Consider the following 22,175-nt stretch of genomic DNA (forward strand, 5'->3'; position numbering starts at 1 on the left):
GATCGTGATCGCCCCGGCAGGCGGCCGCAGGGCCTGGTCCGCGTCCATGGGCGCCCCTCACCCGCCGACGACGGCCGACGTCAGGGAGGCAATCGCCGGCATCCGGTACGCGCCACGGGCTCGTGCCGGGAACCCTACGCGGCCCGACCGGCGCGAGGGAGCCCGCCGACCGTGCACATCCGCCGCCCCGGTGCCCGAGCTGCCCGTGGAGAATCGCGGGGTGCGCGCCGTCGTGAGCAGGGTCGATACAGCTGCTGTAACGATCGACGGTGCGGTGGTCGGGGAGATCGGCGCGGGAGTGCTGTCACTGGTCGGAGTGACGCACACCGACGACGCCCCCACCGCCCGGGCGCTGGCCCGCAAGATCCACGAGCTGCGCATCTTTCCTGGCCCCGACGGCGAGGTGTCCGCGGCGGACCTGGGCCTCCCCGTCCTGGTGGTCAGCCAGTTCACCCTCTACGCGGACACCCGCAAGGGACGCCGTCCGTCGTGGCAGGACGCCGCCCCCGGGGCGGTGGCCGAGCCGCTGGTCGACGAGGTGGTCGCCGAGCTGCGCCGTCGGGGGTGCACCGTCGCGACCGGTGTCTTCGGGGCCCGGATGCTGGTGTCGTCGGTCAATGCGGGGCCGATGACGCTGCTGCTCGAGGTCTGACGGTCACGATCCGGTCATCCTCCGCGTGCAGACCGGGTCCGGCGGGTAAGGGCAGTGACGGAACCCACTCCCTGTCGGTTTGCTGTGAACGACCGAATCGTGGAACACGGGACCCCGCCCGAGCCGTTGTGCAGGGCGTACCACATCGGACAGAAGAGGCAGGGACCGGTCCGGAGACCCGGACACCGCCCCCACTCGAGCCTGGAAGCACCGCTGCGTTCCGCGAAGACGCGGCGGACGCATCCGAAACGAAGGCAAGGACGAAGACCCATCGTGACGCTGCTGCAGTCTTCCCCCAACGACACCCTCGAGGTGCGCTCACCCCGACGTGAGCCCGACACCAGTGGCCTGGTGTCGACCGACCTCGTGCGCGTGTACCTCAACACCATCGGCAAGACCGCGCTGCTGACCGCCGAGCAGGAGGTCGAGCTGGCCAAGCGGATCGAGGCCGGCCTGTACGCCGGGCGTCTCCTCGCCGAGAAGCCCGACCTCACGCCCGCCAAGAAGCGGGACTACAAGACGCTCGCCATCGACGGCAAGGCCGCCAAGGCGCACCTGCTGGAGGCCAACCTCCGGCTCGTCGTCTCCGTGGCCAAGCGGTACACCGGCCACGGCATGACGTTCCTGGACCTCATCCAGGAGGGCAACGTCGGCCTGATCCGCGCGGTCGAGAAGTTCGACTACACCAAGGGCTTCAAGTTCTCGACCTATGCCACGTGGTGGATCCGTCAGGCCATCACCCGGGCCATGGCCGACTCCGGGCGCACCATCCGGCTGCCCGTCCACCTGGCCGAGCAGGTCAACAAGGTGGTCCGCACCCGCCGGCGCATGCACCAGGAGCTGGAGCGCGAGCCCACCGCGGAGGAGCTCGGCCTCGAGCTGGACATCCCCGAGGCTCGGATCGTCGAACTGCTGGAGTACAGCCGGGACCTGGTCTCCCTCGACCAGACCGTCGGGGCCGACGAGGAGTCCCGCCTCGGTGACTTCATCGAGGACGCCGACGCCGCCGTGGCCGAGGACGCCGTCGCCTTCCAGATGATGAAGGGGGACGTGCGCAGCGTGCTCTCCACGTTGGAGGACCGCGAGCGCGACGTCGTCGTCCTGCGCTTCGGCCTGGACGGCCACCAGCCGCGGACGCTGGAGCAGATCGGCAAGCAGTTCGGCCTGTCCCGGGAGCGCGTCCGGCAGATCGAGCGGGAGACGATGGCGAAGCTCCGCGACCCCGAGCGTGCCGACGCCCTGCGCGACTACCTCGCCTGATTCCAGGCACCCCGAGAGCCCGTCCCCTGCCCAGGGGCGGGCTCGCCGTTGATGATCAGGGTCCCTGATCATGAGGGGTCCTCCCTCGCCGTCGACAGTGAGGGAGGATCCGTTTTCGTGAGGGAGGACGGCGTGCCCCCAGGACGGCGGCGCTAGACCGGCGAGCGCATGCGCCGGGGGCCGGGGTCGACGCGGGCGGTGGGCGGACCGATGTGGCCGCTGCCTCCGGCGACGACCAGCGAGCGGCCGCCGTGCCACGGATTGGCCGGGCCGACGATGACCGGCTCCAGCGTCAGCCGCAGCACCTCGGGCAGGTCGTCGGCGAGCCGGGCGACCCGCAGCAGCAGCTCCTCCAGCGCGGCGAGGTCGACCGGCTCGGACCCCCGGTAGCCGTCGAGCAGCGGGAACGCCCGCGGCGCCCGCACCAGCTCCGCTGCGTCCAGGTCGGTCAGCGGCAACGTTCGGTACGCACGGTCGCCCAGCAGGTCGGTGGCCACTCCCCGAGGCCGAAGCTGACCAGCGCCCCGAACGACGGGTCGTCGACGATCTCCACCACCGTCGCGACGCCGGGCGCCGCCATCTCCTGGACGATCACCGGATCGCCCGAGGGGATGGCCGCGAACGCGGTGCGCACCGCCTCGGCATCGGCCAGGTCCAGGCGCACGCCGCCGAGATCGGAGCGGTGCCGCAGCCACGGGGCGGTCGACTTCAGCACCACCGGGTACCCGACCTGGCCGGCCGCCGCGACGGCATCGTCGGCGTCGGTCACCGTCCGGGTACCGAGCAGCGGGACGCCGTAGGCGGCCAGCAGCGCGATGAGTTCGTCGTCGGTGAGCTCGCGCCCGGCGGGGGCGTCGGACAGCACCTGCTTCACGAGCGCCCTGGCCGCGGTCTCGTCGACGTCGGGCAGCTCCGGCAGCTCGCCGACCGGGCGCCGCCGCCAGCGGGCGTACTCCGCGACCTTGGCGAGCGCGGTGACCGCCCGTTCCGGGGTGGAGTAGGAAGGCACCGAGCCGCGCGCCGGCATGCCCTCCTCGTCGAGGACGGCGAGTTCGGCCGGGATGCCCTCGGTGGACAGGAAGCTGGCCACCACGGGCTTCGACGAGCCCTGCGCCACCTCTCGGAGCGCCGGGCCGTACTCCTGCGACCCGGCCCGCAGCGGCGGCAGGAACACGGCCACCACGGCGTCCACCCCGTCGTCGTCGATCGCCGCCTGCAGCGCGGCCCGGAACTCCTCGGGGCTGCCGGCGACCCCGATGTCGACCGGGGCGTCGTGAGCGAGCTCCAGCCCTTCCTCGAGGACGGCGTCGGCCACCAGGACCCCGATCGCCGTGGAGTTCCCGACGACGGCGACGCGCGGGCCCTCGGGCAGGGGCTGGTGGGCGAGCAGCGTGCCCACGTCGAACATCTGCGCCACCGTCTCCACGCGGATGACGCCGGCCGACGCGAACAGCGCCGCCACCGACTGCTCCGGCACGGCGACGGAGGTGCCGGCCAGGCCCGGGGTGACGTTCACGTGCCGACCGCTCTTCACCGCCACCACCGGCTTCGTCCGCCCGACGCTGCGGGCGAGCCGGGCGAACTTGCGGGGATTGCCGAAGCTCTCCAGGTGCAGGAGGACGACCTCGGTCGCTGCGTCGGTCGCCCAGTACTGGAGCAGGTCGTTGCCGCTGACGTCGGCCCGGTTGCCGGCGGAGACGAAGGTGGACAGGCCGAGGTTGCGGCTGCGCGCGTTCTCGAGCAGCGCGACGCCCAGCGCACCGGACTGGGCGAAGAAGCCCACCCGTCCCCGGCCCGGGATCATCGGCGCGAGACTGGCGTTGAGGCAGACCTCCGGGTCGGTGTTGACCATGCCCAGGCAGTTGGGGCCGACCACCCGCATGCCCGACGCCCGGGCGGCCGCGACCAGCCGGCGCTCGGCGTCCCGGCCCTCCGCCCCGGTCTCGCCGAAGCCGCCCGAGACGACCACCAGACCGCGCACCCGCTTGCGCCGGCAGGCCTCGACCACGCCGGCCACCTCGTCGGCCGGCACCGCCAGGACGGCGAGGTCCACGTCGTCGGGGATCGACTCGATGCCCGCGTACGCCGGAACCCCGCGCACGTGCCGGGAACCGGGGTTGACCGGGTACACCGGGCCGGCGAACCCGTAGTCGAGCAGGTGCCGCAGCAGCGCGTTGCCGATCTTGCCGGCGTCGTTGCTGGCCCCGACCACCGCGACCGACGAGGGCCGCAGCAGCCGGGCGATGGACCGGGACTCGCTGCGCTGCTCGCGCTCGTAGGCCACGGCCAGGGCGTCCTCGGTCTGCTCGATCGGGAACGACAGGTGCACGACGCCGTCCTCGAAGGACCGCTCGGACTTGTAGCCGGCGTCCTGGAAGACCCGCACCATCTTGCTGTTCTGGGCCAGCACCTCGGCCACGAAATTCTTGATCCCGCGCTCCCGCGCCGCGGCGGCGAGGTGCTCGAGCAGCACGGACCCGAGCCCGCGGCCCTGGTGCGCGTCCTCGACCAGGAAGGCGATCTCGGCGTCGTCGGTGCCCGGGTACCGGTCGAACCGGCCGACCGCGACGATCTGGTCACCCAGCAGCACGACGAACGCCACCCGGTCGACGTGGTCGACGTGGGTGAACCGGTGCAGGTCCTTCTCGGACAACCGCTTCATCGGGCCGAAGAACCGGTAGTAGCGGGTCTGGTCGCTGCTGCGCTCCATCAGCCCGTTGATGCCGTCGGCGTCCTCGGGGCAGATCGGGCGCAGGTGGACCGTGCCACCGTCGGCGGCCACGATGTCGGCCTCCCAGTGCGGCGGCGGCGTCGGCCCCCTTCAGGGTCCCGCTGCGAGCGTGCGAGCGGCGGGGGAAGGGGGTCCTGGCTCAATCACGGGGTCGTCCGGGTCGAGGCCGAAGTAGGGGAAGGCCGCGCGGCGGGTGCGCATGATCGCGCGGTCGACGCGGGTCTCGGTGAAGGTGTCCCAGCGGGAGAAGCCGGTGTAGCCGCCTTCGGTCATGTGGGTCGGCGGACGCGCGCGCAGGCCGCGCCGGGCGACGTCCTCCCGCCAGGACTCGGGGATCTCGGTGGCGGGGTCCAGCGGGCTGCCGGCCACCTCCGCGAGCAGGTGGGTCCAGGCCCGCGGGACGCAGCGGACCAGCCCGTAGCCGCCGCCGCCCAGCACCACCCACTTGCCGTCGCAGAGCTCGTGGGCCAGCTCGTGCATGGCCTTGTAGCTGGCCCGCTGGCCGTCGACCGTGAGCGCGAGGTCGGCGAGCGGGTCCTCGTGGTGGGCGTCGCAGCCGCACTGGGTGAGGAGAACCTGCGGCTGGAAGGCCCGCAGCACGCTGGGGACGACGGCGGTGAAGGCCCGCAGCCACGCGGAGTCGTCGGTGCCGTTGGGCAGGGCGAGGTTGACCGCGCTGCCGAGCGCCTTGTCGGCGTCCCCGGTCTCCTCGGGGTAGCCCGTACCCGGGAACAGGGTGAGCGGGGTCTGGTGGATGCTCACCGTGAGGACGCGGGGTCCTCGTAGAAGGCCGTCTGGACGCCGTCGCCGTGGTGCACGTCGAGGTCGACGTAGGCGATCCGCTCGTACCCCTTGCCGAGCAGCCACGCGATCGCGATCGCGGCGTCGTTGAACACGCAGAAGCCCGACGCCGAGTCGCGCATCGCGTGGTGCAGCCCCCGGAGATGTTCACCGCGTGCTGCGCGCTGCCCTCGTGGACCCGCTGGGCGGCGAGCACGCTGCCGCCGGTGATGAGAGCGGCCGCGTCGTACATGCCCTCGAAGATCGGGTTGTCGGCCGTCCCCAGGCCGTGGCCGACGCCCGGGTCGGCCGGGGCGCGGCGTACGGCCTCGAGGTAGGCCGGGTCGTGCACGAGCGTGAGGAGGTCGACGTCGGCCGGAGTGGGCTCGAGCACCTGGATCCGGTCGCTGGACAGGACGCCGAGACCGTCGGCGAGGCGCATCGTCAGGTCCAGCCGCACCGGGTGCAGGGGTGGTCCCCACCCATCGTGTAGCCCAGGAGCGACTCGTCCCAGACCACGGTGACCGCGTCGCTCATCCCGCCCCCTCAGCACTTCCGCCGGACGTGAGCCTGCGCACCCACCCTGGGCCCCGGACGCTACCGGGTGGCCCGCGCGCCGGCCTGCGCCCGCACCACCCGTCCGGCTGACCGGCGGGGACGCCGCGGCCCCGTAGACTTGCGCCGACCCGGAGGAGTACCTGTGAACGACCTCATCGACACCACCGAGATGTACCTCCGCACGATCTTCGAGCTGGAGGAGGAGGGGATCACCCCTCTCCGCGCCCGGATCGCCGAACGGCTGCACCAGAGCGGTCCCACGGTCAGCCAGACCGTGGCCCGGATGGAGCGCGACGGGCTGCTGACCGTCGAGGGCGACCGTCACCTGCAGCTGTCCGACGAGGGCCGTCAGCTGGCGACCGCGGTCATGCGCAAGCACCGGCTGGCCGAGTGCCTGCTCGTGGACGTGATCGGGCTGGACTACGCGGACGTCCACGAGGAGGCGTGCCGCTGGGAGCACGTCATGAGCGAAGCGGTGGAGCGCAAGCTGCTCACGCTGCTGGGCAACCCGTCCGTCTCCCCGTTCGGCAACCCCATCCCCGGCCTGGAGGCGCTGCGCGGGAGGAGCCCCTGGGTGGGGAGACCTCGGCGGTGCTGGACTCGCTCACGCTGCTCAGCGCGACCGCCACCGCGGAGGGCCGCCCGGTGGTCATCCGCCGGATCAGCGAGCAGCTGCAGGAGAACACCGACCTGCTCCGGGTCCTCGCCGACCAGGGGATCCGGCCCGGTGCGACCATGACCGCGCGCCTGGTCGACGGGTCGGTCGCGCTGGACGACCAGCTGCTCCCCGTCGGCGTGGCGCAGCACCTGTTCGTCAGCGCCGTCGACGAGAAGCTCTCCCCGCTGGAGGCCGCGCCGCTGCTCTGAGCAGCAGCGTGGGGCCATCCCCTGCGCCCCGGTGAGGAGGGCCGCATGCGCGTCACCCGGATCATCGCCGACCTCCACGTGCCGGACGTGGCGACGGCGAAGGCCTTCTACACCGGCTTCCTCGGACTGAGCGTCGAGGAGTTCGACCTGGGCTGGGTCGCCCGCTGCACCTCCCCGAACACCGGCGCCGACCTCCAGCTCGTGTCGCGCGACGCGACGGCACCCGAGGTACCGGCGATCTCCGTGGTCACCGACGACGTGGACGGCGCCCATGCCGAGGCCCGGGAGCTCGGCTACGAGATCGTGCACCCGTTGACCACGGAGGCGTGGGGCGTGCGCCGGTTCTTCCTCCGGGCACCGGACGGCACCGTGATCAACGTCGTGGACCACCGCGACTGATCGGGGCCCGGCGGTCACGATGCACCCCATGCCACCGCCCGCGGACGACCAGTCGGACCGTGGTGCGGGAGACGGCATCCGCGCTGCGGACGTGTTCGTCGCCGACCTCCGATCCCGTCCGGGCGGGTGGCTGCTGCAGGGCGTCCGGCTGCCCGGGGCGGCCCTCTCCGAATTGTTCACGGGCCTGTTCCCCTCCCCGTCCGTGCACGACGTCGTGGTGACGCGGCGGGACGACGGCACGGAGGTGCTCCGCGAGCCCGCCGGTGAGCCGCTGCACGCCGGAGAGCTCCTGGCGCAGGTCCGGGACGAGCTGGAGCGCCTGGACCCCGCGACCTTCCTGGAGAGCTGGTCGGCCTGGAGAGCTGGTCGGCGCGCCCGCCGTCGTCCTGAGCACCACCCTCCTCGGGTGCTCCCCGGCAGTCGGGGCAGCCGGTCTCACTAGGGTGGCCGGCACCGCCCGACCCGCCCGCGACCTCGAGAGAGAAGGCCCCGGTGAGCCCGACCGACGCAGACTCCGGCGAGCCCGCGGGCGGGACACCGAGCAGCCCGTTCGCCGATCTCGAGCGGTTCGTGGCCCTTCCACGACTGGGCGGGCTGGCGCTGTCGGCGGACGGCACGCGGCTCGCCGTCGCCGTCCAGACCCTGGACCCGCAGCGGAAGAAGTGGCAGTCGGCGATCTGGGAGGTCGATCCGGCCGCCGGCCGGCCCGCACGGCGGCTGACCCGCAGCGCCCCGGGTGAGTCCGCGCCGACGTGGGTGCCGGACGGATCGCTGCTGTTCACCTCCGCCCGCCCCGACCCGGACGCGACCGAGGACGGCGAGCCGAAGCCCGCGCTCTGGAGTCTCCCGGCCGACGGCGGCGAGGCCCGCCTGGTGCTCAGCCGCCCCGGCGGCATCTCCGGAGTGCACGTCGCCGCCGACACCGGCGACGTCGTCGTCTCGGCGGCGACGATGCCCGGGGGCTCCGACGCCGGGGCGGACGAGGAGCGCCGGAAGAAGCGATCGGACGCCGGGGTCTCCGCGGTCCTGCACGAGGCCTACCCGGTGCGCTACTGGGACCACGACCTCGGGCCGGCCTCGGCGCACCTGTTCTGGGCCGGCCCGCTGCCCACCGACGAAGCGGGGCCCCCGAGCTGCGCGACCTGACCCCGGAGGCCGGTCCGCCCGGCGGGGCCGGCGACGAGTTCGCCCTCTCCCTGACGGGCGGGTGCTCGCCCGCGCCGAGCAGGTGCCCGACGGCCCCGCCGGCCGGCGCACCCGGGTGGTGCTCACCACGACGGCCGACGGGCGGACCCGGCCGCTCGTCGACGACCCGCTCGCCGACGTCTACGCGCCCCGCTTCTCCCCGACGGCACCGCCCTGGTCTGCGTGCGCGAGACGCTGTCGAACTACACGGAGCCTCCGGACTACACGCTGCTGCTCGTCGACGTGTCCGACGGGACCGCCCGCGACCTCACGCCGGCCTTCGACCGGTGGCCCAGCGCGCCCCGGTTCAGCGCCGACGGCGCCGCGGTGTTCTTCCTCGCCGACGACGACGGCCGGCACGCGGTGTTCCGCGTCGCGGTGGACGGCGGCGCCCCCGTGCGCATCACCGCCGACGGCGCCTACAGCGACCTGCAGGTGGCACGGGACGGCAGCGCCCTCTACGCGTTGCGCTCGGCCTACGACTCGCCCCCGACGCCCGTGCGGCTCGACCCGCTGGCCCCGCTCCAGGACCCCGTCGTCCTGCCCGCCCCGGGCCGGCTGGACGGGCTGCCCGGGACCCTGCACGAGGTCGAGGCCACCGCCGCCGACGGAACCCGCATCCAGTCGTGGCTGGTCCTCCCGGAGGGCGCATCCGCCGACAGCCCCGCGCCGCTGGTCCTCTGGGTGCACGGTGGCCCGCTGATGAGCTGGAACTCGTGGTCCTGGCGGTGGTGCCCCTGGGTGCTGGCGGCCCGCGGCTACGCGGTGCTGCTGCCCAACCCCGCCCTCTCCCAGGGCTTCGGTCAGGACTTCGTGCGCCGGGGCTGGGGCGAGTGGGGCGGCGCGCCGTACGCCGACCTGATGACCGCCGTCGACGCTGCGCTGCAGCGGCCCGATCTCGATGCCTCCCGGACCGCCGCCATGGGCGGCTCCTTCGGTGGCTACATGGCCAACTGGATCGCCACGCAGACCGACCGGTTCCGGGCGATCGTCACCCACGCCAGCCTCTGGGACCTCGACTCCTTCACCGGCACGACGGACGCCGCGTACTTCTGGGAGAAGGAATGGGGCGACCCGCTCCACGACCCGAAGCGCTACGCGCAGAACTCCCCGCACCGCTTCGCCGATGCCATCCGCACGCCCATGCTGGTCGTGCACGGGGACAAGGACTACCGCGTGCCCGTCGGCGAGGCGCTGCGGCTCTGGTACGACCTGCAGAAGCGTGGCGTCCCGTCGAAGTTCCTCTACTTCCCCGACGAGAACCACTGGGTGCTCACGCCGGGGAACAGCCAGGTCTGGTACTCGACGGTGCTGGCGTTCCTCGCCGAGCACGTGCTGGACGGGGAATGGCAGCGCCCAGAGTTGCTGTGACCCCCGCACCGCGTCGGCTCCCCCACCGGCGTCAGGCCGTCCGGTCGGTCGCGGTCCGCCCGATCAGCTCCCGCAGCTCCGCCGGGCGCACGCACTCCGACAGCGCCTGGGCGAGCAGGCGGGCGAGCACGTAGTCCGGAGAGCCGGCGAGGGCGCGGGTCAGGGCGATGTCGGCCATCGCGCCGTCACCGCGCAGCCAGCTGCTGACCGCGAGCAGCGTCGCGGGGCTGCGTCCAGTGGAGCGGGGCCCGCCGCGTGCACTCCGTCCAGAGCTGCTCGGCAGCAGGGGCGTCGTCACATAGGGCGAGCTGGAGCGCCCGGTCGCGGACGGCGGTGTCGCGGAGACCCCACAGCAGCCGGGCCAGTTCGACGTCGGTCAGCCGGACGGCGCGCGCACCCGGCCGCGAACGCTCCAGAGCGCTCAGCACCGCCCCCAGGACCGCTCGGCCACCGCCTCCCAACCGAGCCGCAGGATGTCGTCGGCGTGCGCTCCGGCGGAGCGCGCGCAGGCCTCGGCGATCGCCGCCCGCGCATCCGGTCCGGGTGGCGAGATCCGGGCGGCCAGCGCCTCCCGGTCCGGCTCCACCACCATGCCGGAGGCCACCGTGGCCACCTCCAGCTCGGTCACGCCGCCCGGCAGGGGGTGCCCCGCCCGGGCGCGCAGCAGGGGTCGGGGCAGTCGTAGGACCACCAGCGATCGGCCCGGAGCAGGAGGGCGTCCTGGACCGGGACGCCGTGCCCGGCCAGTGCGACCACCACCTCGCGCACCACATCCTGGTGCGGGAGCGTGCCGTCCCCGGCTCCGGCGTCTCGGAGACGATCGCGACCACCACGGCGCGCGGCCGGTCGGTCAGCACCTTGCGCGCCAGATCGCGCGCGGTCGCGCCGGAGTGCTCGGGTGGTGGGATGTCGACGCGCACCGTCACCCCGACGCGGCGTCCGCTCGAGCCGGTCAGGCTGATCAGCACGACCGACTCGCGGGGGCGGAAGCTCAGCAGGTGCGGGATCGACGCGGCGAGCTCGCCGACGTCGGAGACCCGGACGTCGATGCGTCCGGGATCGCGGCGAGCCGGCCGGCCGGTGGGTGCGTCCATGCCGGAAACCCTGACCCCGGGCGCCCCCGCAGCGGACCCGCCGGCGCGATCTGTGGATGCCGCAGGCGACTGTGGACGCCGACCGGTCGGACGATCAGTCGAGCGCCTCCGCCTGCGCCTCGTAGGCCTGCGCCAGCGGGTCGGCGAACGCCGCCGGATCGACCGGGGCGGCACCCGGCGCGGGGCCGGCGCCCAGGGCCGAGGTCTCGAGGTTCATCAGGATCAGCAGCCGGTCGGCGTCCTGCACGGCACCGATGAGCGCCGGGACCGTGACCTGCGTGCCGTCGGGCAGGGTGACGACCGTGGTGTAGCTCAGCAGCGCGGAGCCGTCGCCCAGGTCGTCGACCGGGAGCGACTCGAAGGTGATCTGCGCCTGCCCGAACTGCGGCCCGGTGATCGTGGCCTGCGGGCAGCGCTCGGCGGCAGCGGCCAGCTGGTCGACGGTGTCCCCCGTGGGGCCGCCCCGCACCAGCACCTCGACGGTGGTGGACGACCCGGTGGTCGCGCTCTGCGCGGCGACGTCCTCGAAGTCGTCGAACTGCGCCTGGGTGCCCTCCACGGCGACCGCGCACGTCTCCGGCTCGACCTGTACGTCCTCGGCGCCGGCCGCGGCCAGGCCGGCGCCCTGCCGCAGCTGCTCGGCGGTGACCGCGACGACCGAGGCGTCGGCGCCGAACGCATCGGCCGGCAGCAGCCCGGAGGCGAGGTCGGGAGCCGCGGTCTCCTCGGCGCTGGACGAGGTGGCCGAGGTCGAGCGGCCTCCTCGCCGGCGTCCCCGCCCCCGCAGGCGGGCACGGACGCGACGGCCGCGGCCAGGGCGAGGGCGGCACCGGGGCGTCGGACCGAGCTGCGCATGCGACCGAACCTCACCGCTGCGCAGGACCTGCGACGACCCGCCGGCCGCCGTCAGAGCTCGTACTGGACGGCGCTCCGGCCGGCGAGGTGAGGCCGTACGTGCTCGGTCAGCACGGCCTGGTGCCGGGCGTCCTGGGCGTAGCGGTGGAACGCCTCGACGTCCGGGAAGTCGGCGATCAGGACGGCGTCGGCGTTGCCGTCGGAGAGGCCCGCATCCTCGGCCACCTCGAGGGCGGTCATGCCTCCGACCGCCTCCCACAGCCCGCGCAGGGCCTCGACGACCGCCGTCCGCTGCGCGGCGTCGGCGTCCGGGGACCAGGTGAAGACCACGACGTGACGGATCATGGCCCGCACCCTGCCAGTCGCCCGGTGGGGTGGCCCGGCGGACACGGTTACCGGCTGGTAGCCGGGTGCTCCGTCCTGCTCGTTAGAGTCCCCGGCATGGGACGGTCGCTGCGCATCGCACTGCTGTCCTACCGCAGCAAGCCGCACAGCGGTGGCCAGGGCATCTACGTCCGGGCGCTCTCGCGCGAGCTTACCGAGCTGGGGCACCGGGTCGAGGTCCTCAGCGGCCAGCCCTACCCCGAGCTGGACGTCGGCGTCCCGCTGACGCCGCTGCCCAGCCTGGACCTCTACCGCGAGCCCGACCCCTTCCGCACGCCGCGGCCCTCGGAGTTCCGCGACTGGATCGACGTCGCCGAATGGGCGGCCATGTGCACGGCCGGCTTCCCCGAGCCGATGACCTTCAGCCTGCGGGCCGCCCGGCACCTGCTCCCCGCGCGGGCGAGTTCGACATCGTCCACGACAACCAGTCGCTCGGCTGGGGGCTGCTGCGCCTCACCCGGGCCGGGATCCCGACCGTCGCCACCATCCACCACCCGATCGCGATCGACCGCCGGCTGGAGCTGGCGGCCGCTCCCTCCCTGCGACGGCGGCTCACCCTGCACCGCTGGTACGGCTTCACCGGGATGCAGGCCCGCGTGGCCCGCCGGCTGGACGCCGTCACCACGGTGTCGGAGAACTCCCGGCGCGACATCGCCACCCACATGCAGGTGCCGGCCGCGGGAGTGGACGTCATCCCCGTCGGGATCGACCCCGAGGAGTTCCGGCCGCCGCCCGAGGGCCGGCGGCGCGACCCCGACTCGATCCTGGCGATCACCAGCGCCGACGTCGCGCTCAAGGGACTGGTGCACCTGCTGGAGGCGTTGGCCAAGCTGCGCACGGAGCGGTCGGTGCGGCTCACCGTCGTCGGCACCGCGCGCCCGGGCGGCCCGGCCGAGGCCGCGCTGGACCGGCTCGGCCTCCGGGAGGCCGTGCGCTTCACCGGCCCCGTGCCGGAGACGCAGCTCGTGGACCTCCTGCAGCGGGCGACGGTCGTCGCGATCCCTCTCTCTACGAGGGCTTCTCGCTGCCGGCGGTCGAGGCGATGGCCTGCGCGACGCCGTTGGTCACGACCGACGCCGGCGCCCTCCCCGAGGTGGTCGGCACCAAGGCCGGCCTGCGGGTGCGGACCGGCGACGTCGGCGAGCTGACCGCCGCCCTCGCCCTGGTGCTGGACTCCCCGTTGCTGGCCGAGCAGCTGGGCCGGGCCGGCCGGCGGCGGGTCCTGGACATGTTCACCTGGCGGTCGACGGCGCAGCGCACCGCCGACTGGTACGCCGCGACCCTCGAGCGCAAGGGGTTCACTTGCTGACCGTCGACTACGACCTCCTCGACCTCCGGCCGGGGATGACCGTCCTCGACCTTGGCTGCGGCGAGGACGGCACGCCTTCGAGGCCTACCGCCGGGGCGCGGACGTGATCGCCGTCGACCGGGGCGTGTCCGAGGTCGAGACGACGAAGCGCTGGCTGGGCGCCATCGCCGAGGCCGGCGAGGCCGGGTGGACGGACGACGGCACGGCTGCTCGCTACGAGGTGGTACGCGGCGACCTCCTGCACCTGCCGTTCCCCGACGCCAGCGTCGACCGCGTCATGGCCTCGGAGGTCCTCGAGCACATCCCCGACGACGTTCCCGCGATGGCCGAGATCTTCCGCGTGCTGAAGCCGGGCGGCCGGATGGTGGTCACCGTTCCGCGCTACGGGCCGGAGCGGATCTGCTGGGCCCTGTCGGACGAGTACCACGCCAACGAGGGCGGGCACATCCGGATCTACACCAGGTCGGTGGTCCGCACGCGGCTCGCGGCGGTGGGCCTGGTGCCCGGGGCCACGCACCACGCGCACTCCTGCACGCGCCGTACTGGTGGCTGAAGTGCGCCGTCGGCGTGGACAAGGACTCCGCCGTCGTCCGCGCCTACCACCGGCTGTTGGTGTGGGACCTGACGACGCGGCCGTGGCTGACCAGGACGGCCGAGCGCCTGCTCGACCCGCTGTTCGGCAAGAGCCTCGTCGTCTACGCGGACAAGCCCGCGACCGTGACCGGTCTGCGCGACGCCGGTGCCGGCGGCGCGGCCCACGCCGGGCAGGAGCAGACCGCTGCCGCGCGCTGACCGGCTCGGGCCCCTGCCGGAGCTGCCCGGCGTCCTGACCGCGGACCAGGTGCGCGCCACCGTCGGGTGGATCGCCGCCCAGCAGGCGCCCGACGGCGCGCTGCCCTGGTCCACGGGTGCGCAGCTCGATCCCTGGGATTCCGTCGAGGCGGCCATGGCGCTCGACACCGGTGGCGCCCACGACCGCGCCGCGGCCGCGTACCGGTGGCTGGCCGGGCGCCAGCGCCCGGACGGGTCCTGGGCCGCCGAGTACCGCGACGGCAGCGAGACGGCCTCGGCCGCGGAGAGCAACCACGCCGGTTACCTGGCCGTCGGCGTCTGGCACAGCTGGCTGTCGACCGGCGACGAGCAGCTGGTCACCGAGCTCTGGCCGGCGGTCCGCGGCGGACTGGACCTGGTCACCCGGATGCAGCTGCCCGGCGGCGCCGTCGGCTGGGCGCTCCGGCCGGACGGGACGGCGGACGACACGGCGCTGCTGACCGGCAACGCGAGCCTCTTCCAGGCGCTGCGGTGCGGCACCGCCCTCGCGGGCCTCGTGGGTGAGATGCAGCCGGACTGGGAGGTCGCCGTCACCGACCTGGGCGCGGCGTTGCGCACCCGCCCCGACGCCTTCGCCGACCGGTCCCGCTACTCGATGGACTGGTACTACCCGGTGCTCGGCGGAGCGCTGACCGGAGCGGCGGCCACCGACCGGCTGGCCCTCGACTGGGACCGGTTCGTCGTCCCGGGGCTGGGCGCCCGCTGCGTGGCGGACCGGCCGTGGGTCACCGGGGCCGAGACGTGCGAGCTGGCGCTGGCGCTGGCGGCGGCCGGCCGGCGCGACGCCGCTCTCGAGCAGCTGACCGCGATGCAGCACCTGCGCCACGACGACGGCTCCTACTGGACCGGGCTGGTCTTCGCCGACGGCGTCCGCTGGCCGGTGGAGCGCACCACCTGGACCGCCGCGGCCGTCGTCCTGGCCGCGGACGCCCTCAGCGGCGCCACGACGGCTGCCGGCTTGTTCACCGATCCGGCCGCCCTGCCCACTGCGGGAATGCCGGCGATCGGTTCGCTGACGGGAGGAGCGGGCACGGCACTGCCGTGACTCCTGCCTCCGACCTCACCGTGGTCGTCGCCAGCCAGAACCGGCGCACCGACCTGCTTGCCACGCTCCCTCGGCACGAGGCCCCGGTCGTCCTGGTGGACAACGCCTCCACCGACGGCACCGTCGAGGCCGTGCGGGCCGCCCACCCCGACGTCGACGTCCTGGCGCTCCCCGCAACGAGGGCGCCTACGGCCGCACGCTGGGGGTGGCCCGGGCGGGGACGCCGTTCGTCGCATTCGCGGACGACGACTCGTGGTGGGCGCCCGGTCACCTGGCCCGCGCCGTCGACATCATGCGCGCCCACCCGAGGCTGGCGGTGCTGAACGCCCGCATCCTGGTCGGCCCGGAGGAGCGGATGGACGCCGTGTGCGCCGAGATGGCCGCCAGCCCCTGGGGACCGCCCCCGACCTGCCCGGGCCCTCGCTGCTCGGCTTCGTCGCCTGCGGGGCCCTCGTGCGGACAGAGGCCTTCGAGGCCGCCGGCGGCTTCGACCCCGTCGTCCGGTTTCCGGGTGAGGAGGAACGCCTGGCGCTGGACCTGGCGGCGGCCGGCTGGGGGCTGGCCTACGTCGACTCCGTGACCGTGCACCACCACCCGTCCACCAATCGGCACAACCGCCGACGGCGGCAGGCGGGGATCGCGCGGAGCCAGGTGCTGACCGCCGTCATGCGCCACCCGGGGCCGCAGGTCGCGCGCGTCGTCGGAAGAGCGGTGCGGTCCGGCCGTCCCGGGTTGGAGGGACTGGCGCGCTCCCTGCCCGACCTGCCGGCCGCGCTCCGCCGACGTCGCCCCTCCCCGAGCGGGTGCGCGCAGACCTGGAGGTCCTCGCCGGGGAGACCGTGTGACCGCCCCGGCCCCCACCGCTCGCCGACCCGCGGCGCGTCGCCGCTGGAGGGCCGGGCGGACGACCGGGTCGCCGTCGTCGTCATCACCCACCCTCCTCGAGCGGCGGGCTGATGGCCGTGGCGGTCGACCGGTTCCCAGTCGACAGTGGGCAGCGCGGGACGCTTCAGCGGGCGCAGGAGATGCAGGTCCGCGCCGCGGGCCGGGCGGCCAGCCGCTCGGCAGCGATGGGGCCGCCGCACGTCTCGCACGTCCCGTAACCGCCGGCGTCCCGGCGGGCCAGGGCCGCATCGACGTCGTCGAGCCGCCTCCGGGCCTGGTCCAGCAGCGCCACGACCTGCTGCCGCTCGAAGGCGATCGTGGCGCCCTCCGGGTCGTGCTCGTCGTCGGCGTTGGACGCCTTCGACGCCGCCACCACCTCGTCGAACTCCCGGGTCAGCGACTCGATCTGGGCCAGCGCCGCCGCCCGCTCGGCGTCGAGCGGATCCGTCATCGGAGCCGGCGCAGCAGCCGGAGCGAGCCGGTGCCCCGCAGCTCCTCGAAGTCGCCGGACTCCACCACCCGGCGGTAGACGCCGTAGGGCGCCTGCCCGCCGTCCGCGGGGTCGGGGAAGACGTCGTGGATCGCCAGGGTCCCGCCGACCGACAGCTTGGCCACCCACGCGTCCTGGTCGCGCCGGGCGGACTCCTCGGTGTGGCTGCCGTCCAGGAACAGCAGCGCGAGCGGCGTGCCCCACAGCGGCGCCAGGGTCTCCGACCGGGTGACGACGGCGACGACGACGTCCTCCGCGCCGGCGTCGGCGACGGTGCGGCGGAAATGCGGCAGCGTGTCGATGCGCCCCACGACGGGATCGACGAGCGTCGGGTCGTGGTACTCCCAGCCCGGCTGGTGCTCCTCCGAACCGCGGTGGTGGTCGACGGTCACCACCTGGCGGCCCGTCTCCCGTGCCGCGGCCGCCAGGTACAGCGCGGACTTGCCCATCCAGCTGCCCACCTCGAGCAACGGCCCCGGGACGGCAACGCTCCGCGCCGCCTCGTACAGCGCACGCCCTCGTCGTCGGGCATGAAGCCCGGGGCGGCCTGGGCGGCGGCCAGGAGCAGAAGGACCCCGTCCTCCTCACCCCTCGCAGGCTCGGCGCGAGCCTCTGGACGGGGTCGGGGCGTCGTCATCGCGCGAACCTAGCTCGCAGCGCGGTCACCCGGCGCTCGGTCGCGGCGCCGGTCTCGGTGTCGGAGGCCTTGGCGAAGAACGCGCCGGCCGCCGTCGTGACGGGGACGGCGAGCACCAGTGCGATCGCCCCCACGAAGGTGCGGATGACCTCCTCCGCCAGCGCGGAGCTGGTGACCAGCGTCCACATCGGCGTCGGGGAGAGCTCGAAGATGAGCAGCAGCGGCAGCGCCGCGCCCGCGTAGGCGAAGACGATCGTGTAGACGGTGGAGGCGATGTGGTCGCGCCCCACCGCCATGCCGCGGGAGTAGAGCTCCCGCCAGGTCATCTCCGGCGACACCTCGTGCAGCTGCCAGATCGCCGACGCCTGGGTGATGGTGACGTCGTTGAGCACCCCGAGGCCGGCGACCACGATGCCGGCGAGCACCAGGCCGGAGAAGGCCAGCGTCGGGTCGTAGCCCTGCAGCCGCACCGTCTCCTCGCTGGTGAGACCGGTGAGCCGGGCGGCGCTGACGGCGATCGATCCCATGACGGCCACCAGGGTCAGACCGAAGAGGGTGCCCACCAGCGCGGTCGTCGTGCGGGCGGAGAAGCCGTGGGCGAGGTACAGGACGACGAACATGATCGCCGCGGACCCGACCAGGCTGACCAGGGTCGGCGAGTTCTCGCTGAGCAACCCGGGCAACACGAACTGGAGCAGCACGACGAACGCGAAGGCCAGCCCCAGCAGGGACGCCAGCCCGCGCAGCCGGGCGACCAGGCCGACGACGACGGCGAACGTGATGGCCAGGACGACGATCGGCGTGTCCCGCTCGTAGTCGTAGAAGCCGTACGCCGGCCCGCCCTCGGCGCCCGCATCGCGGGTCAGCACGAGCGTGTCCCCTCGGCGACGCCGGCGGCGACCACCTCCGGCGGGAGCTCCACGGCCGCGAATTCCCCGGCCGCGTCGCCGTCGAGGATCTCCAGGACGACGTTCGCGCACGTCTGCGGCGGGCCCGCGGGATCGAGGCCGCAGTCGAAGGTCTCGACCGAGACGACGCGGCCGTCGGGATAGGTCGTCCCTGGCGGAAAGGCCACGGCGGCCGCTTGCTCGGCCCGCGTCGGCTCGCCGCTGGGCCAGAGGACGAACAGCCCGATGACCGTCGCCAGTCCGACCGGGACGAGGAGCAGGAGCATGAGCCAGACCGCGCGCCGTCGTCTGGTCAATGCCTCGGCGGTCGGCGGCGGGGCGTCCGGGTCGGGTCCGTGGCTGTGGTCGTGACTGCTGGGCGGCACCCGGTCAGGCTAGGAGGTGACGCGTCGACCGCACCGCCGACACCGCGGGTCAGGCCCCGGCCGCTCCCGCCCCCTCGATCGGGAAGCGGTGCCACAGCCCGCTGAGCTGCAGCGGACGCACGACGGCGGGTGGCGGATCGACGAGCGCCACCTCGATGCCGCGGGGCGCGGCGAGCCGCTGGAGCTGGACCAGCACGGCCAGGCCGCCCGAGTTCATGAAGGCCGTGGCGGAGAGGTCGAGCTCGATGCGGGTCGGGGCGCGCTGGGCCAGCAGCAGCTCGGTCACCACCCGGACCAGGGGCGGCGGGCGGCATCGGTCAGCTCCCCGGTGAGCACGAGGCGGGCGATGCCGTCCTCGACGCGATGGGTCACCTCGGGGTCTGCGGCAGCGGGGCCGGTCGTGTCCTCCACACCCGCAGACCTTCCCCGGAGCGGCCTCCTTCACGCGCCGCGATCCTGGCCGGACCGCCGGAATCTTCCGGACGACTCGGTCTTTACTCATGCGTCTGCGCGAGGTAATCTCCAGTTGCCGCTAGAGGTTACCCCTCGGGCAGCGAACACCACCGAGCCATCACGGAGGTAGGAGACCCATGATGCTGACCGCCTACGACCCGTTCGCCGCGACGTCCGCCGCCTTCCGCGCGCTGGACCAGCTGACCGGCCGCACGGGCTCGAGCACCGCACGACCCCTGTCGGGCATGCCGATGGACGCCTACCGCGTCGGCGACAACTTCGTCGCCCATTTCGACCTTCCCGGCGTCGACCCCGGCTCCATCGACCTGTCGATCGAGGGCACCACGCTGACGGTGAGCGCCGAGCGCTCGATCCCGCAGCTGGAGAACGCCGAGTGGACGATCGCCGAGCGCCCCTTCGGCAGCTACACCCGCCAGCTGGTGCTCGGTCACAGCCTCGACACCGACCGCCTCGAGGCCAGCTACCACGACGGCGTGCTCACCCTGAGCATCCCGGTCGCGGAGAAGGCCAAGGCGCGCAAGATCACGGTGACGCGGGCCGACGTACCGCAGGCCGTCGAGGGCCGCACCATCGAGGGCGAGACCACCGATGACAGGGCCTCGCAGCACGAGGCGAGGGCGGTCGAGAGCTGATCGACCCCCGTCCGGGGGCCGGGTCCATGCCACGGGCCCGGCCCCCGGCCGTCTCCCGAGCCGACAGGAGGGACGGCGATGACCGCCGACGCACCACACCCCGACATCCCGGACCCCGACCCGGTCAGCCGGCTCGACGATCCCGACTTCCCGACGCTCACCATGAGCCAGGCCGCCGAGCTGCTCGGCGTCCAGGCCGCCTTCCTGCGCAGTCTCGACACCTCCGGCGTCCTCCAGCCGCACCGCTCCCCCGGCGGCCACCGCCGGTACTCGCGCCACCAGCTGAACCTCGCCGCGCGGATGCGCGGCCTCCTCGACGACGGCCACTCCCTCGCCTCGGCCGAGACCATCGTCGGCCTGCAGGACGAGCTCGCCTCCGCCCGCGCCGACGCCGACCGGCACCGCGTGGCCGCCGACCGCCTCCGCTCCGACGTCGCGCAGCTGCGCGCCGATCCCGCGACGGGGCCCCGCGGTCCACTGGCGACGTAAACCGTAGGGGGTATAGTTCCCCTTCGTGCCGCGACCCGCGCGGCCGACAGGGAGGAGCGGCGTGGAGACCGTCGAGCAGGACAGTTCCGCCACCGTCCACGAGGACGCAGCCCCCGGCCACCACCACGGCTACATCCACCGCAAGGACGACTACCTCAAGCGACTCCGGCGCATCGAGGGGCAGGCCCGCGGGCTGCAGCGCATGGTGGAGGACGAGAAGTACTGCATCGACATCCTCACCCAGGTCTCGGCGATGACGAAGGCCCTGCAGTCGGTCGCGCTCGGCCTGCTCGAGGAGCACATGAGCCACTGCGTCGTCGACGCTGCCCGCGCCGGCGGCCGCGAGGCCGACGAGAAGATCCGCGAGGCCTCCGAGGCCATCGCCCGCCTCGTCCGCTCCTGACCTCCATCCCCGTTCCCGAGAGGACCCTCATGAGCACCAGCACCTACTCCGTCGTCGGCATGACCTGCGGCCACTGCGTCAGCGCGGTGACCGAGGAGGTCTCCCAGGTCCCCGGCGTCACCGCTGTCGACGTCGACCTGGCCAGCGGCGGGCTCACCATCACCGGTGACGCCCCGGTCGACGAGGACGCCGTCCGTGCCGCCGTCGAGGAAGCCGGCTACGAGATGACCGCCGGCCGCTGACGCAGTCCCCGCACTCTGCTGAAGGGCTCCCCATGAACACCCCGCTCAAGCTCGCCGGTTTCGGTGTCGGGCTGGTCGCCGCGTTCGGCGCCGCCCTGGGCGTCGGGAACGCGGTCGGCCCGATCGGGTCCACCGCCGAAGCGGCCGACGGGCACGAGATGGGTGGTGAGGACGTGGGCTCCCGGTCGGCCGCCGGGCACGACGCGGCCACCCACGACGCGGCGCCTCCCGATCTGCCCGGCGGACTGATGGTCTCCGAGCGCGGCTACACCCTCGACCTGGTCGATCCCGAGCTCCCGGCGGGCGATGCGACGCCGGTCGCGTTCCGGATCCTGGGTCCCGATGGGGAGGCGGTCACCGGATACGACGTCGAGCACGACGTCGACCTGCACCTCATCGCGGTGCGCCGTGACGTCACCGGGTACCAGCACGTGCACCCGGAGCTGGGACCGGACGGCACGTGGCGGGCGCCGCTGGACCTCGACCCGGGCAGCTGGCGGCTGTTCGCCGACTTCACGCCCACCGGCCTCGGCGAGAACCTGACGCTCGGCGCCGACCTCGCCGTCCCTGGTGAGTACGCACCGGCACCGCTCCCGTCCGAGACCCGGACCGCGGAGGTGGACGGCCACACCGTCGTCCTGACCGGCTCGCTGGCACCCGGCCGCGAGTCGGAGCTGACGCTCAGCGTGAGCCAGGACGGCCGGCCGGTTACCGACCTGCAGCCCTACCTGGGGCCTTCGGGCACCTGGTAGTGCTGCGCGACGGCGATCTCGCCTACCTGCACGCCCACCCGCTCGACGAGCCAGGGGAGCCCCGGCCGCGCCGGGACCGCACATCAGGTTCGCCACCACGGCTCCGTCCGCGGGCAGCTACCGGCTGTTCCTGGACTTCCAGCACGACGGGGTCGTCCGGACGGCGGAGTTCACGCTCCCGGCCCACGCGCCCGAGGAGGACCACGCATGAGCACCCCGCCGGGCAGCTTCACGACCGGCAACGCCACCACCGACAGCTCCACGACCGACCTGGAGCTGCTGATCGGCGGCATGACGTGCGCGTCCTGCGCGAACCGGATCGAGAAGAAGCTCAACAAGCTCGACGGCGTGAGCGCGACGGTGAACTACGCGACGGAGAAGGCGAAGGTCACCTTCGGTGACGGCGTCACACCGGAGGACCTGATCGCGACGGTCGAGAAGACCGGCTACACCGCTGAACTCCCCGGCCCCGTGCCGAGGAGCCGGCCGAGGAGCCGGCTGATCCCGTGCGTTCGTTGCGCACGCGACTGCTCGTGTCGACGGCGCTGACCGTCCCGGTCGTCGCGATGGCCATGAT

Annotated in this window: 28 protein-coding genes and 5 pseudogenes; 22 read left to right on the forward strand and 11 right to left on the reverse strand. The window is 73.9% G+C overall.

Translation table 11 applies throughout. The annotated features are described in order from the left end of the window. The first annotated feature begins 190 nt into the window (after nt 1-190). Nucleotides 191-652: a D-aminoacyl-tRNA deacylase gene (dtd, locus tag U6N30_RS18375; protein WP_324273385.1), complete on the forward strand. Its 462-nt coding sequence runs from the start codon at nt 191-193 to the stop codon at nt 650-652. Between the two features lie 273 nt (nt 653-925). Next, complete coding sequence (gene sigB, locus U6N30_RS18380) at nt 926-1,912, forward strand: RNA polymerase sigma factor SigB (protein ID WP_324273386.1); 987 nt, start codon at nt 926-928, stop codon at nt 1,910-1,912. Between the two features lie 152 nt (nt 1,913-2,064). On the opposite strand, the pseudogene U6N30_RS18385 reads toward sigB, so the two are convergent. Then, nucleotides 2,065-4,622: pseudogene (locus tag U6N30_RS18385) on the reverse strand (bifunctional acetate--CoA ligase family protein/GNAT family N-acetyltransferase). A 111-nt stretch (nt 4,623-4,733) separates the two neighbouring features. Further along, a pseudogene (locus U6N30_RS34140) lies at nt 4,734-5,865 on the reverse strand (acetoin utilization protein AcuC). Between the two features lie 258 nt (nt 5,866-6,123). Between U6N30_RS34140 and U6N30_RS32975 the strand changes: the two are divergent. From U6N30_RS32975 to U6N30_RS18430, 6 genes are all read left to right on the forward strand, one after another. Continuing rightward, nucleotides 6,124-6,720: a metal-dependent transcriptional regulator gene (locus U6N30_RS32975; protein WP_340371371.1), complete on the forward strand. Its 597-nt coding sequence runs from the start codon at nt 6,124-6,126 to the stop codon at nt 6,718-6,720. Then, nucleotides 6,717-6,848, forward strand: coding sequence for a hypothetical protein (locus tag U6N30_RS35565; RefSeq protein ID WP_324273389.1), 132 nt, complete (start codon nt 6,717-6,719; stop codon nt 6,846-6,848). Before U6N30_RS32975 ends, U6N30_RS35565 begins: the two co-directional genes overlap by 4 nt. A gap of 45 nt (nt 6,849-6,893) precedes the next feature. Further along, complete coding sequence (locus U6N30_RS18415) at nt 6,894-7,247, forward strand: VOC family protein (RefSeq protein WP_324273390.1); 354 nt, start codon at nt 6,894-6,896, stop codon at nt 7,245-7,247. A gap of 28 nt (nt 7,248-7,275) precedes the next feature. Continuing rightward, nucleotides 7,276-7,689, forward strand: a complete 414-nt coding sequence (locus U6N30_RS18420; protein ID WP_324273391.1) for a hypothetical protein — start codon at nt 7,276-7,278, stop codon at nt 7,687-7,689. A 50-nt stretch (nt 7,690-7,739) separates the two neighbouring features. After that, on the forward strand, nt 7,740-8,393 hold the full coding sequence (locus U6N30_RS18425; protein WP_324273392.1) for a TolB family protein: 654 nt from the start codon (nt 7,740-7,742) through the stop codon (nt 8,391-8,393). 222 nt (nt 8,394-8,615) lie between these two features. Beyond that, nucleotides 8,616-9,803 carry a S9 family peptidase gene (locus U6N30_RS18430; protein ID WP_324273393.1) on the forward strand — a complete coding sequence of 396 codons (1,188 nt, stop codon included), beginning with the start codon at nt 8,616-8,618 and terminating at the stop codon, nt 9,801-9,803. A gap of 31 nt (nt 9,804-9,834) precedes the next feature. On the opposite strand, the pseudogene U6N30_RS34145 reads toward U6N30_RS18430, so the two are convergent. From U6N30_RS34145 to U6N30_RS18455, 3 genes and pseudogenes are all read right to left on the reverse strand, one after another. Then, nucleotides 9,835-10,897, reverse strand: a pseudogene (locus U6N30_RS34145) (DUF4192 domain-containing protein). Between the two features lie 94 nt (nt 10,898-10,991). Then, entirely contained in the window at nt 10,992-11,456 is a 465-nt protein-coding gene (locus U6N30_RS18450) for a hypothetical protein (protein WP_324273397.1), read from the reverse strand. Between the two features lie 347 nt (nt 11,457-11,803). Further along, on the reverse strand, nt 11,804-12,097 hold the full coding sequence (locus U6N30_RS18455) for a Dabb family protein (RefSeq protein ID WP_324273398.1): 294 nt from the start codon (nt 12,095-12,097) through the stop codon (nt 11,804-11,806). Between the two features lie 356 nt (nt 12,098-12,453). Between U6N30_RS18455 and U6N30_RS18460 the strand changes: the two are divergent. The 8 genes and pseudogenes from U6N30_RS18460 to U6N30_RS18495 form a co-directional block, all read left to right on the forward strand. Continuing rightward, a pseudogene (locus tag U6N30_RS18460) lies at nt 12,454-12,792 on the forward strand (glycosyltransferase family 4 protein); the annotation flags it as partial. A 6-nt stretch (nt 12,793-12,798) separates the two neighbouring features. Next, a pseudogene (locus U6N30_RS18465) lies at nt 12,799-13,445 on the forward strand (glycosyltransferase family 4 protein). A gap of 103 nt (nt 13,446-13,548) precedes the next feature. Then, nucleotides 13,549-13,998, forward strand: a complete 450-nt coding sequence (locus tag U6N30_RS18470; protein ID WP_324273399.1) for a class I SAM-dependent methyltransferase — start codon at nt 13,549-13,551, stop codon at nt 13,996-13,998. Nucleotides 13,999-14,012: 14 nt separating this feature from the next. After that, nucleotides 14,013-14,237 carry a hypothetical protein gene (locus tag U6N30_RS18475; protein ID WP_324273400.1) on the forward strand — a complete coding sequence of 75 codons (225 nt, stop codon included), beginning with the start codon at nt 14,013-14,015 and terminating at the stop codon, nt 14,235-14,237. A 49-nt stretch (nt 14,238-14,286) separates the two neighbouring features. Beyond that, nucleotides 14,287-15,321 (forward strand): prenyltransferase/squalene oxidase repeat-containing protein, encoded by a 1,035-nt coding sequence (locus U6N30_RS18480; protein WP_324273401.1) that lies wholly within the window; start codon nt 14,287-14,289, stop codon nt 15,319-15,321. Then, nucleotides 15,318-15,644 carry a glycosyltransferase family 2 protein gene (locus U6N30_RS18485; protein ID WP_324278592.1) on the forward strand — a complete coding sequence of 109 codons (327 nt, stop codon included), beginning with the start codon at nt 15,318-15,320 and terminating at the stop codon, nt 15,642-15,644. The genes U6N30_RS18480 and U6N30_RS18485 overlap by 4 nt, the downstream gene beginning before the upstream one ends. Beyond that, nucleotides 15,527-15,901 (forward strand): hypothetical protein, encoded by a 375-nt coding sequence (locus tag U6N30_RS18490; RefSeq protein WP_324273402.1) that lies wholly within the window; start codon nt 15,527-15,529, stop codon nt 15,899-15,901. Before U6N30_RS18485 ends, U6N30_RS18490 begins: the two co-directional genes overlap by 118 nt. Next, nucleotides 15,898-16,278: a hypothetical protein gene (locus U6N30_RS18495; RefSeq protein WP_324273403.1), complete on the forward strand. Its 381-nt coding sequence runs from the start codon at nt 15,898-15,900 to the stop codon at nt 16,276-16,278. The genes U6N30_RS18490 and U6N30_RS18495 overlap by 4 nt, the downstream gene beginning before the upstream one ends. A 52-nt stretch (nt 16,279-16,330) precedes the next feature. On the opposite strand, the gene U6N30_RS18500 is transcribed toward U6N30_RS18495, so the two are convergent. The 6 genes from U6N30_RS18500 to U6N30_RS18525 form a co-directional block, all read right to left on the reverse strand. Then, a complete protein-coding gene (locus U6N30_RS18500) occupies nt 16,331-16,657 on the reverse strand; it encodes a TraR/DksA family transcriptional regulator (RefSeq protein WP_324273404.1) in 327 nt (108 codons plus the stop codon). After that, nucleotides 16,654-17,145 (reverse strand): class I SAM-dependent methyltransferase, encoded by a 492-nt coding sequence (locus U6N30_RS18505; RefSeq protein WP_324273405.1) that lies wholly within the window; start codon nt 17,143-17,145, stop codon nt 16,654-16,656. The genes U6N30_RS18500 and U6N30_RS18505 overlap by 4 nt, the downstream gene beginning before the upstream one ends. Before the next feature lie 184 nt (nt 17,146-17,329). Continuing rightward, nucleotides 17,330-18,202: a YibE/F family protein gene (locus tag U6N30_RS18510; RefSeq protein WP_324273406.1), complete on the reverse strand. Its 873-nt coding sequence runs from the start codon at nt 18,200-18,202 to the stop codon at nt 17,330-17,332. Continuing rightward, nucleotides 18,196-18,507 carry a hypothetical protein gene (locus U6N30_RS18515; protein WP_324273407.1) on the reverse strand — a complete coding sequence of 104 codons (312 nt, stop codon included), beginning with the start codon at nt 18,505-18,507 and terminating at the stop codon, nt 18,196-18,198. Before U6N30_RS18515 ends, U6N30_RS18510 begins: the two co-directional genes overlap by 7 nt. Before the next feature lie 148 nt (nt 18,508-18,655). Continuing rightward, the gene (locus U6N30_RS18520; protein WP_324273408.1) at nt 18,656-18,892 is read right to left on the reverse strand and encodes an STAS domain-containing protein; all 237 of its coding nucleotides are present in this window, start codon (nt 18,890-18,892) and stop codon (nt 18,656-18,658) included. After that, entirely contained in the window at nt 18,889-19,017 is a 129-nt protein-coding gene (locus tag U6N30_RS18525; RefSeq protein WP_324273409.1) for a hypothetical protein, read from the reverse strand. The genes U6N30_RS18520 and U6N30_RS18525 overlap by 4 nt, the downstream gene beginning before the upstream one ends. A gap of 179 nt (nt 19,018-19,196) precedes the next feature. Here U6N30_RS18525 and U6N30_RS18530 point away from each other — a divergent pair, with 179 nt between their 5' ends. The 6 genes from U6N30_RS18530 to U6N30_RS18555 all read left to right on the forward strand — a co-directional run bounded on the left by U6N30_RS18530 (nt 19,197) and on the right by U6N30_RS18555 (nt 22,147). Then, nucleotides 19,197-19,712 carry an Hsp20/alpha crystallin family protein gene (locus U6N30_RS18530; protein WP_324273410.1) on the forward strand — a complete coding sequence of 172 codons (516 nt, stop codon included), beginning with the start codon at nt 19,197-19,199 and terminating at the stop codon, nt 19,710-19,712. Between the two features lie 78 nt (nt 19,713-19,790). Further along, on the forward strand, nt 19,791-20,201 hold the full coding sequence (locus tag U6N30_RS18535; protein ID WP_324273411.1) for a helix-turn-helix domain-containing protein: 411 nt from the start codon (nt 19,791-19,793) through the stop codon (nt 20,199-20,201). A 133-nt stretch (nt 20,202-20,334) separates the two neighbouring features. Further along, nucleotides 20,335-20,604, forward strand: a complete 270-nt coding sequence (locus tag U6N30_RS18540; protein ID WP_200814702.1) for a metal-sensitive transcriptional regulator — start codon at nt 20,335-20,337, stop codon at nt 20,602-20,604. Between the two features lie 29 nt (nt 20,605-20,633). Then, nucleotides 20,634-20,846, forward strand: coding sequence for a heavy-metal-associated domain-containing protein (locus U6N30_RS18545; protein ID WP_324273412.1), 213 nt, complete (start codon nt 20,634-20,636; stop codon nt 20,844-20,846). A 32-nt stretch (nt 20,847-20,878) separates the two neighbouring features. Further along, nucleotides 20,879-21,598: a hypothetical protein gene (locus tag U6N30_RS18550; RefSeq protein WP_324273413.1), complete on the forward strand. Its 720-nt coding sequence runs from the start codon at nt 20,879-20,881 to the stop codon at nt 21,596-21,598. Nucleotides 21,599-21,805: 207 nt separating this feature from the next. Next, on the forward strand, nt 21,806-22,147 hold the full coding sequence (locus U6N30_RS18555) for a heavy metal-associated domain-containing protein (RefSeq protein WP_324273414.1): 342 nt from the start codon (nt 21,806-21,808) through the stop codon (nt 22,145-22,147). Nucleotides 22,148-22,175 lie beyond the last annotated feature (28 nt).

The organism is Blastococcus brunescens, assembly GCF_035320885.1.
Classification (GTDB): Bacteria; Actinomycetota; Actinomycetes; order Mycobacteriales; family Geodermatophilaceae; genus Blastococcus_B; species Blastococcus_B brunescens.

Excerpts from the sequence above, each read along its gene's own strand:
- U6N30_RS18515 (WP_324273407.1), bottom strand. The coding sequence starts at position 18,507 with ATGCTCCTGCTCCTCGTCCCGGTCGGACTGGCGACGGTCATCGGGCTG.
- U6N30_RS18530 (WP_324273410.1), top strand. The coding sequence starts at position 19,197 with ATGATGCTGACCGCCTACGACCCGTTCGCCGCGACGTCCGCCGCCTTC.
- U6N30_RS18555 (WP_324273414.1), top strand. The coding sequence starts at position 21,806 with ATGAGCACCCCGCCGGGCAGCTTCACGACCGGCAACGCCACCACCGAC.
- U6N30_RS18500 (WP_324273404.1), bottom strand. The coding sequence starts at position 16,657 with ATGACGGATCCGCTCGACGCCGAGCGGGCGGCGGCGCTGGCCCAGATC.
- U6N30_RS18505 (WP_324273405.1), bottom strand. The coding sequence starts at position 17,145 with ATGGGCAAGTCCGCGCTGTACCTGGCGGCCGCGGCACGGGAGACGGGC.
- U6N30_RS18545 (WP_324273412.1), top strand. The coding sequence starts at position 20,634 with ATGAGCACCAGCACCTACTCCGTCGTCGGCATGACCTGCGGCCACTGC.
- U6N30_RS18415 (WP_324273390.1), top strand. The coding sequence starts at position 6,894 with ATGCGCGTCACCCGGATCATCGCCGACCTCCACGTGCCGGACGTGGCG.
- U6N30_RS18535 (WP_324273411.1), top strand. The coding sequence starts at position 19,791 with ATGACCGCCGACGCACCACACCCCGACATCCCGGACCCCGACCCGGTC.
- U6N30_RS35565 (WP_324273389.1), top strand. The coding sequence starts at position 6,717 with ATGACCGCGCGCCTGGTCGACGGGTCGGTCGCGCTGGACGACCAGCTG.
- U6N30_RS18550 (WP_324273413.1), top strand. The coding sequence starts at position 20,879 with ATGAACACCCCGCTCAAGCTCGCCGGTTTCGGTGTCGGGCTGGTCGCC.
- U6N30_RS18455 (WP_324273398.1), bottom strand. The coding sequence starts at position 12,097 with ATGATCCGTCACGTCGTGGTCTTCACCTGGTCCCCGGACGCCGACGCC.
- U6N30_RS18420 (WP_324273391.1), top strand. The coding sequence starts at position 7,276 with ATGCCACCGCCCGCGGACGACCAGTCGGACCGTGGTGCGGGAGACGGC.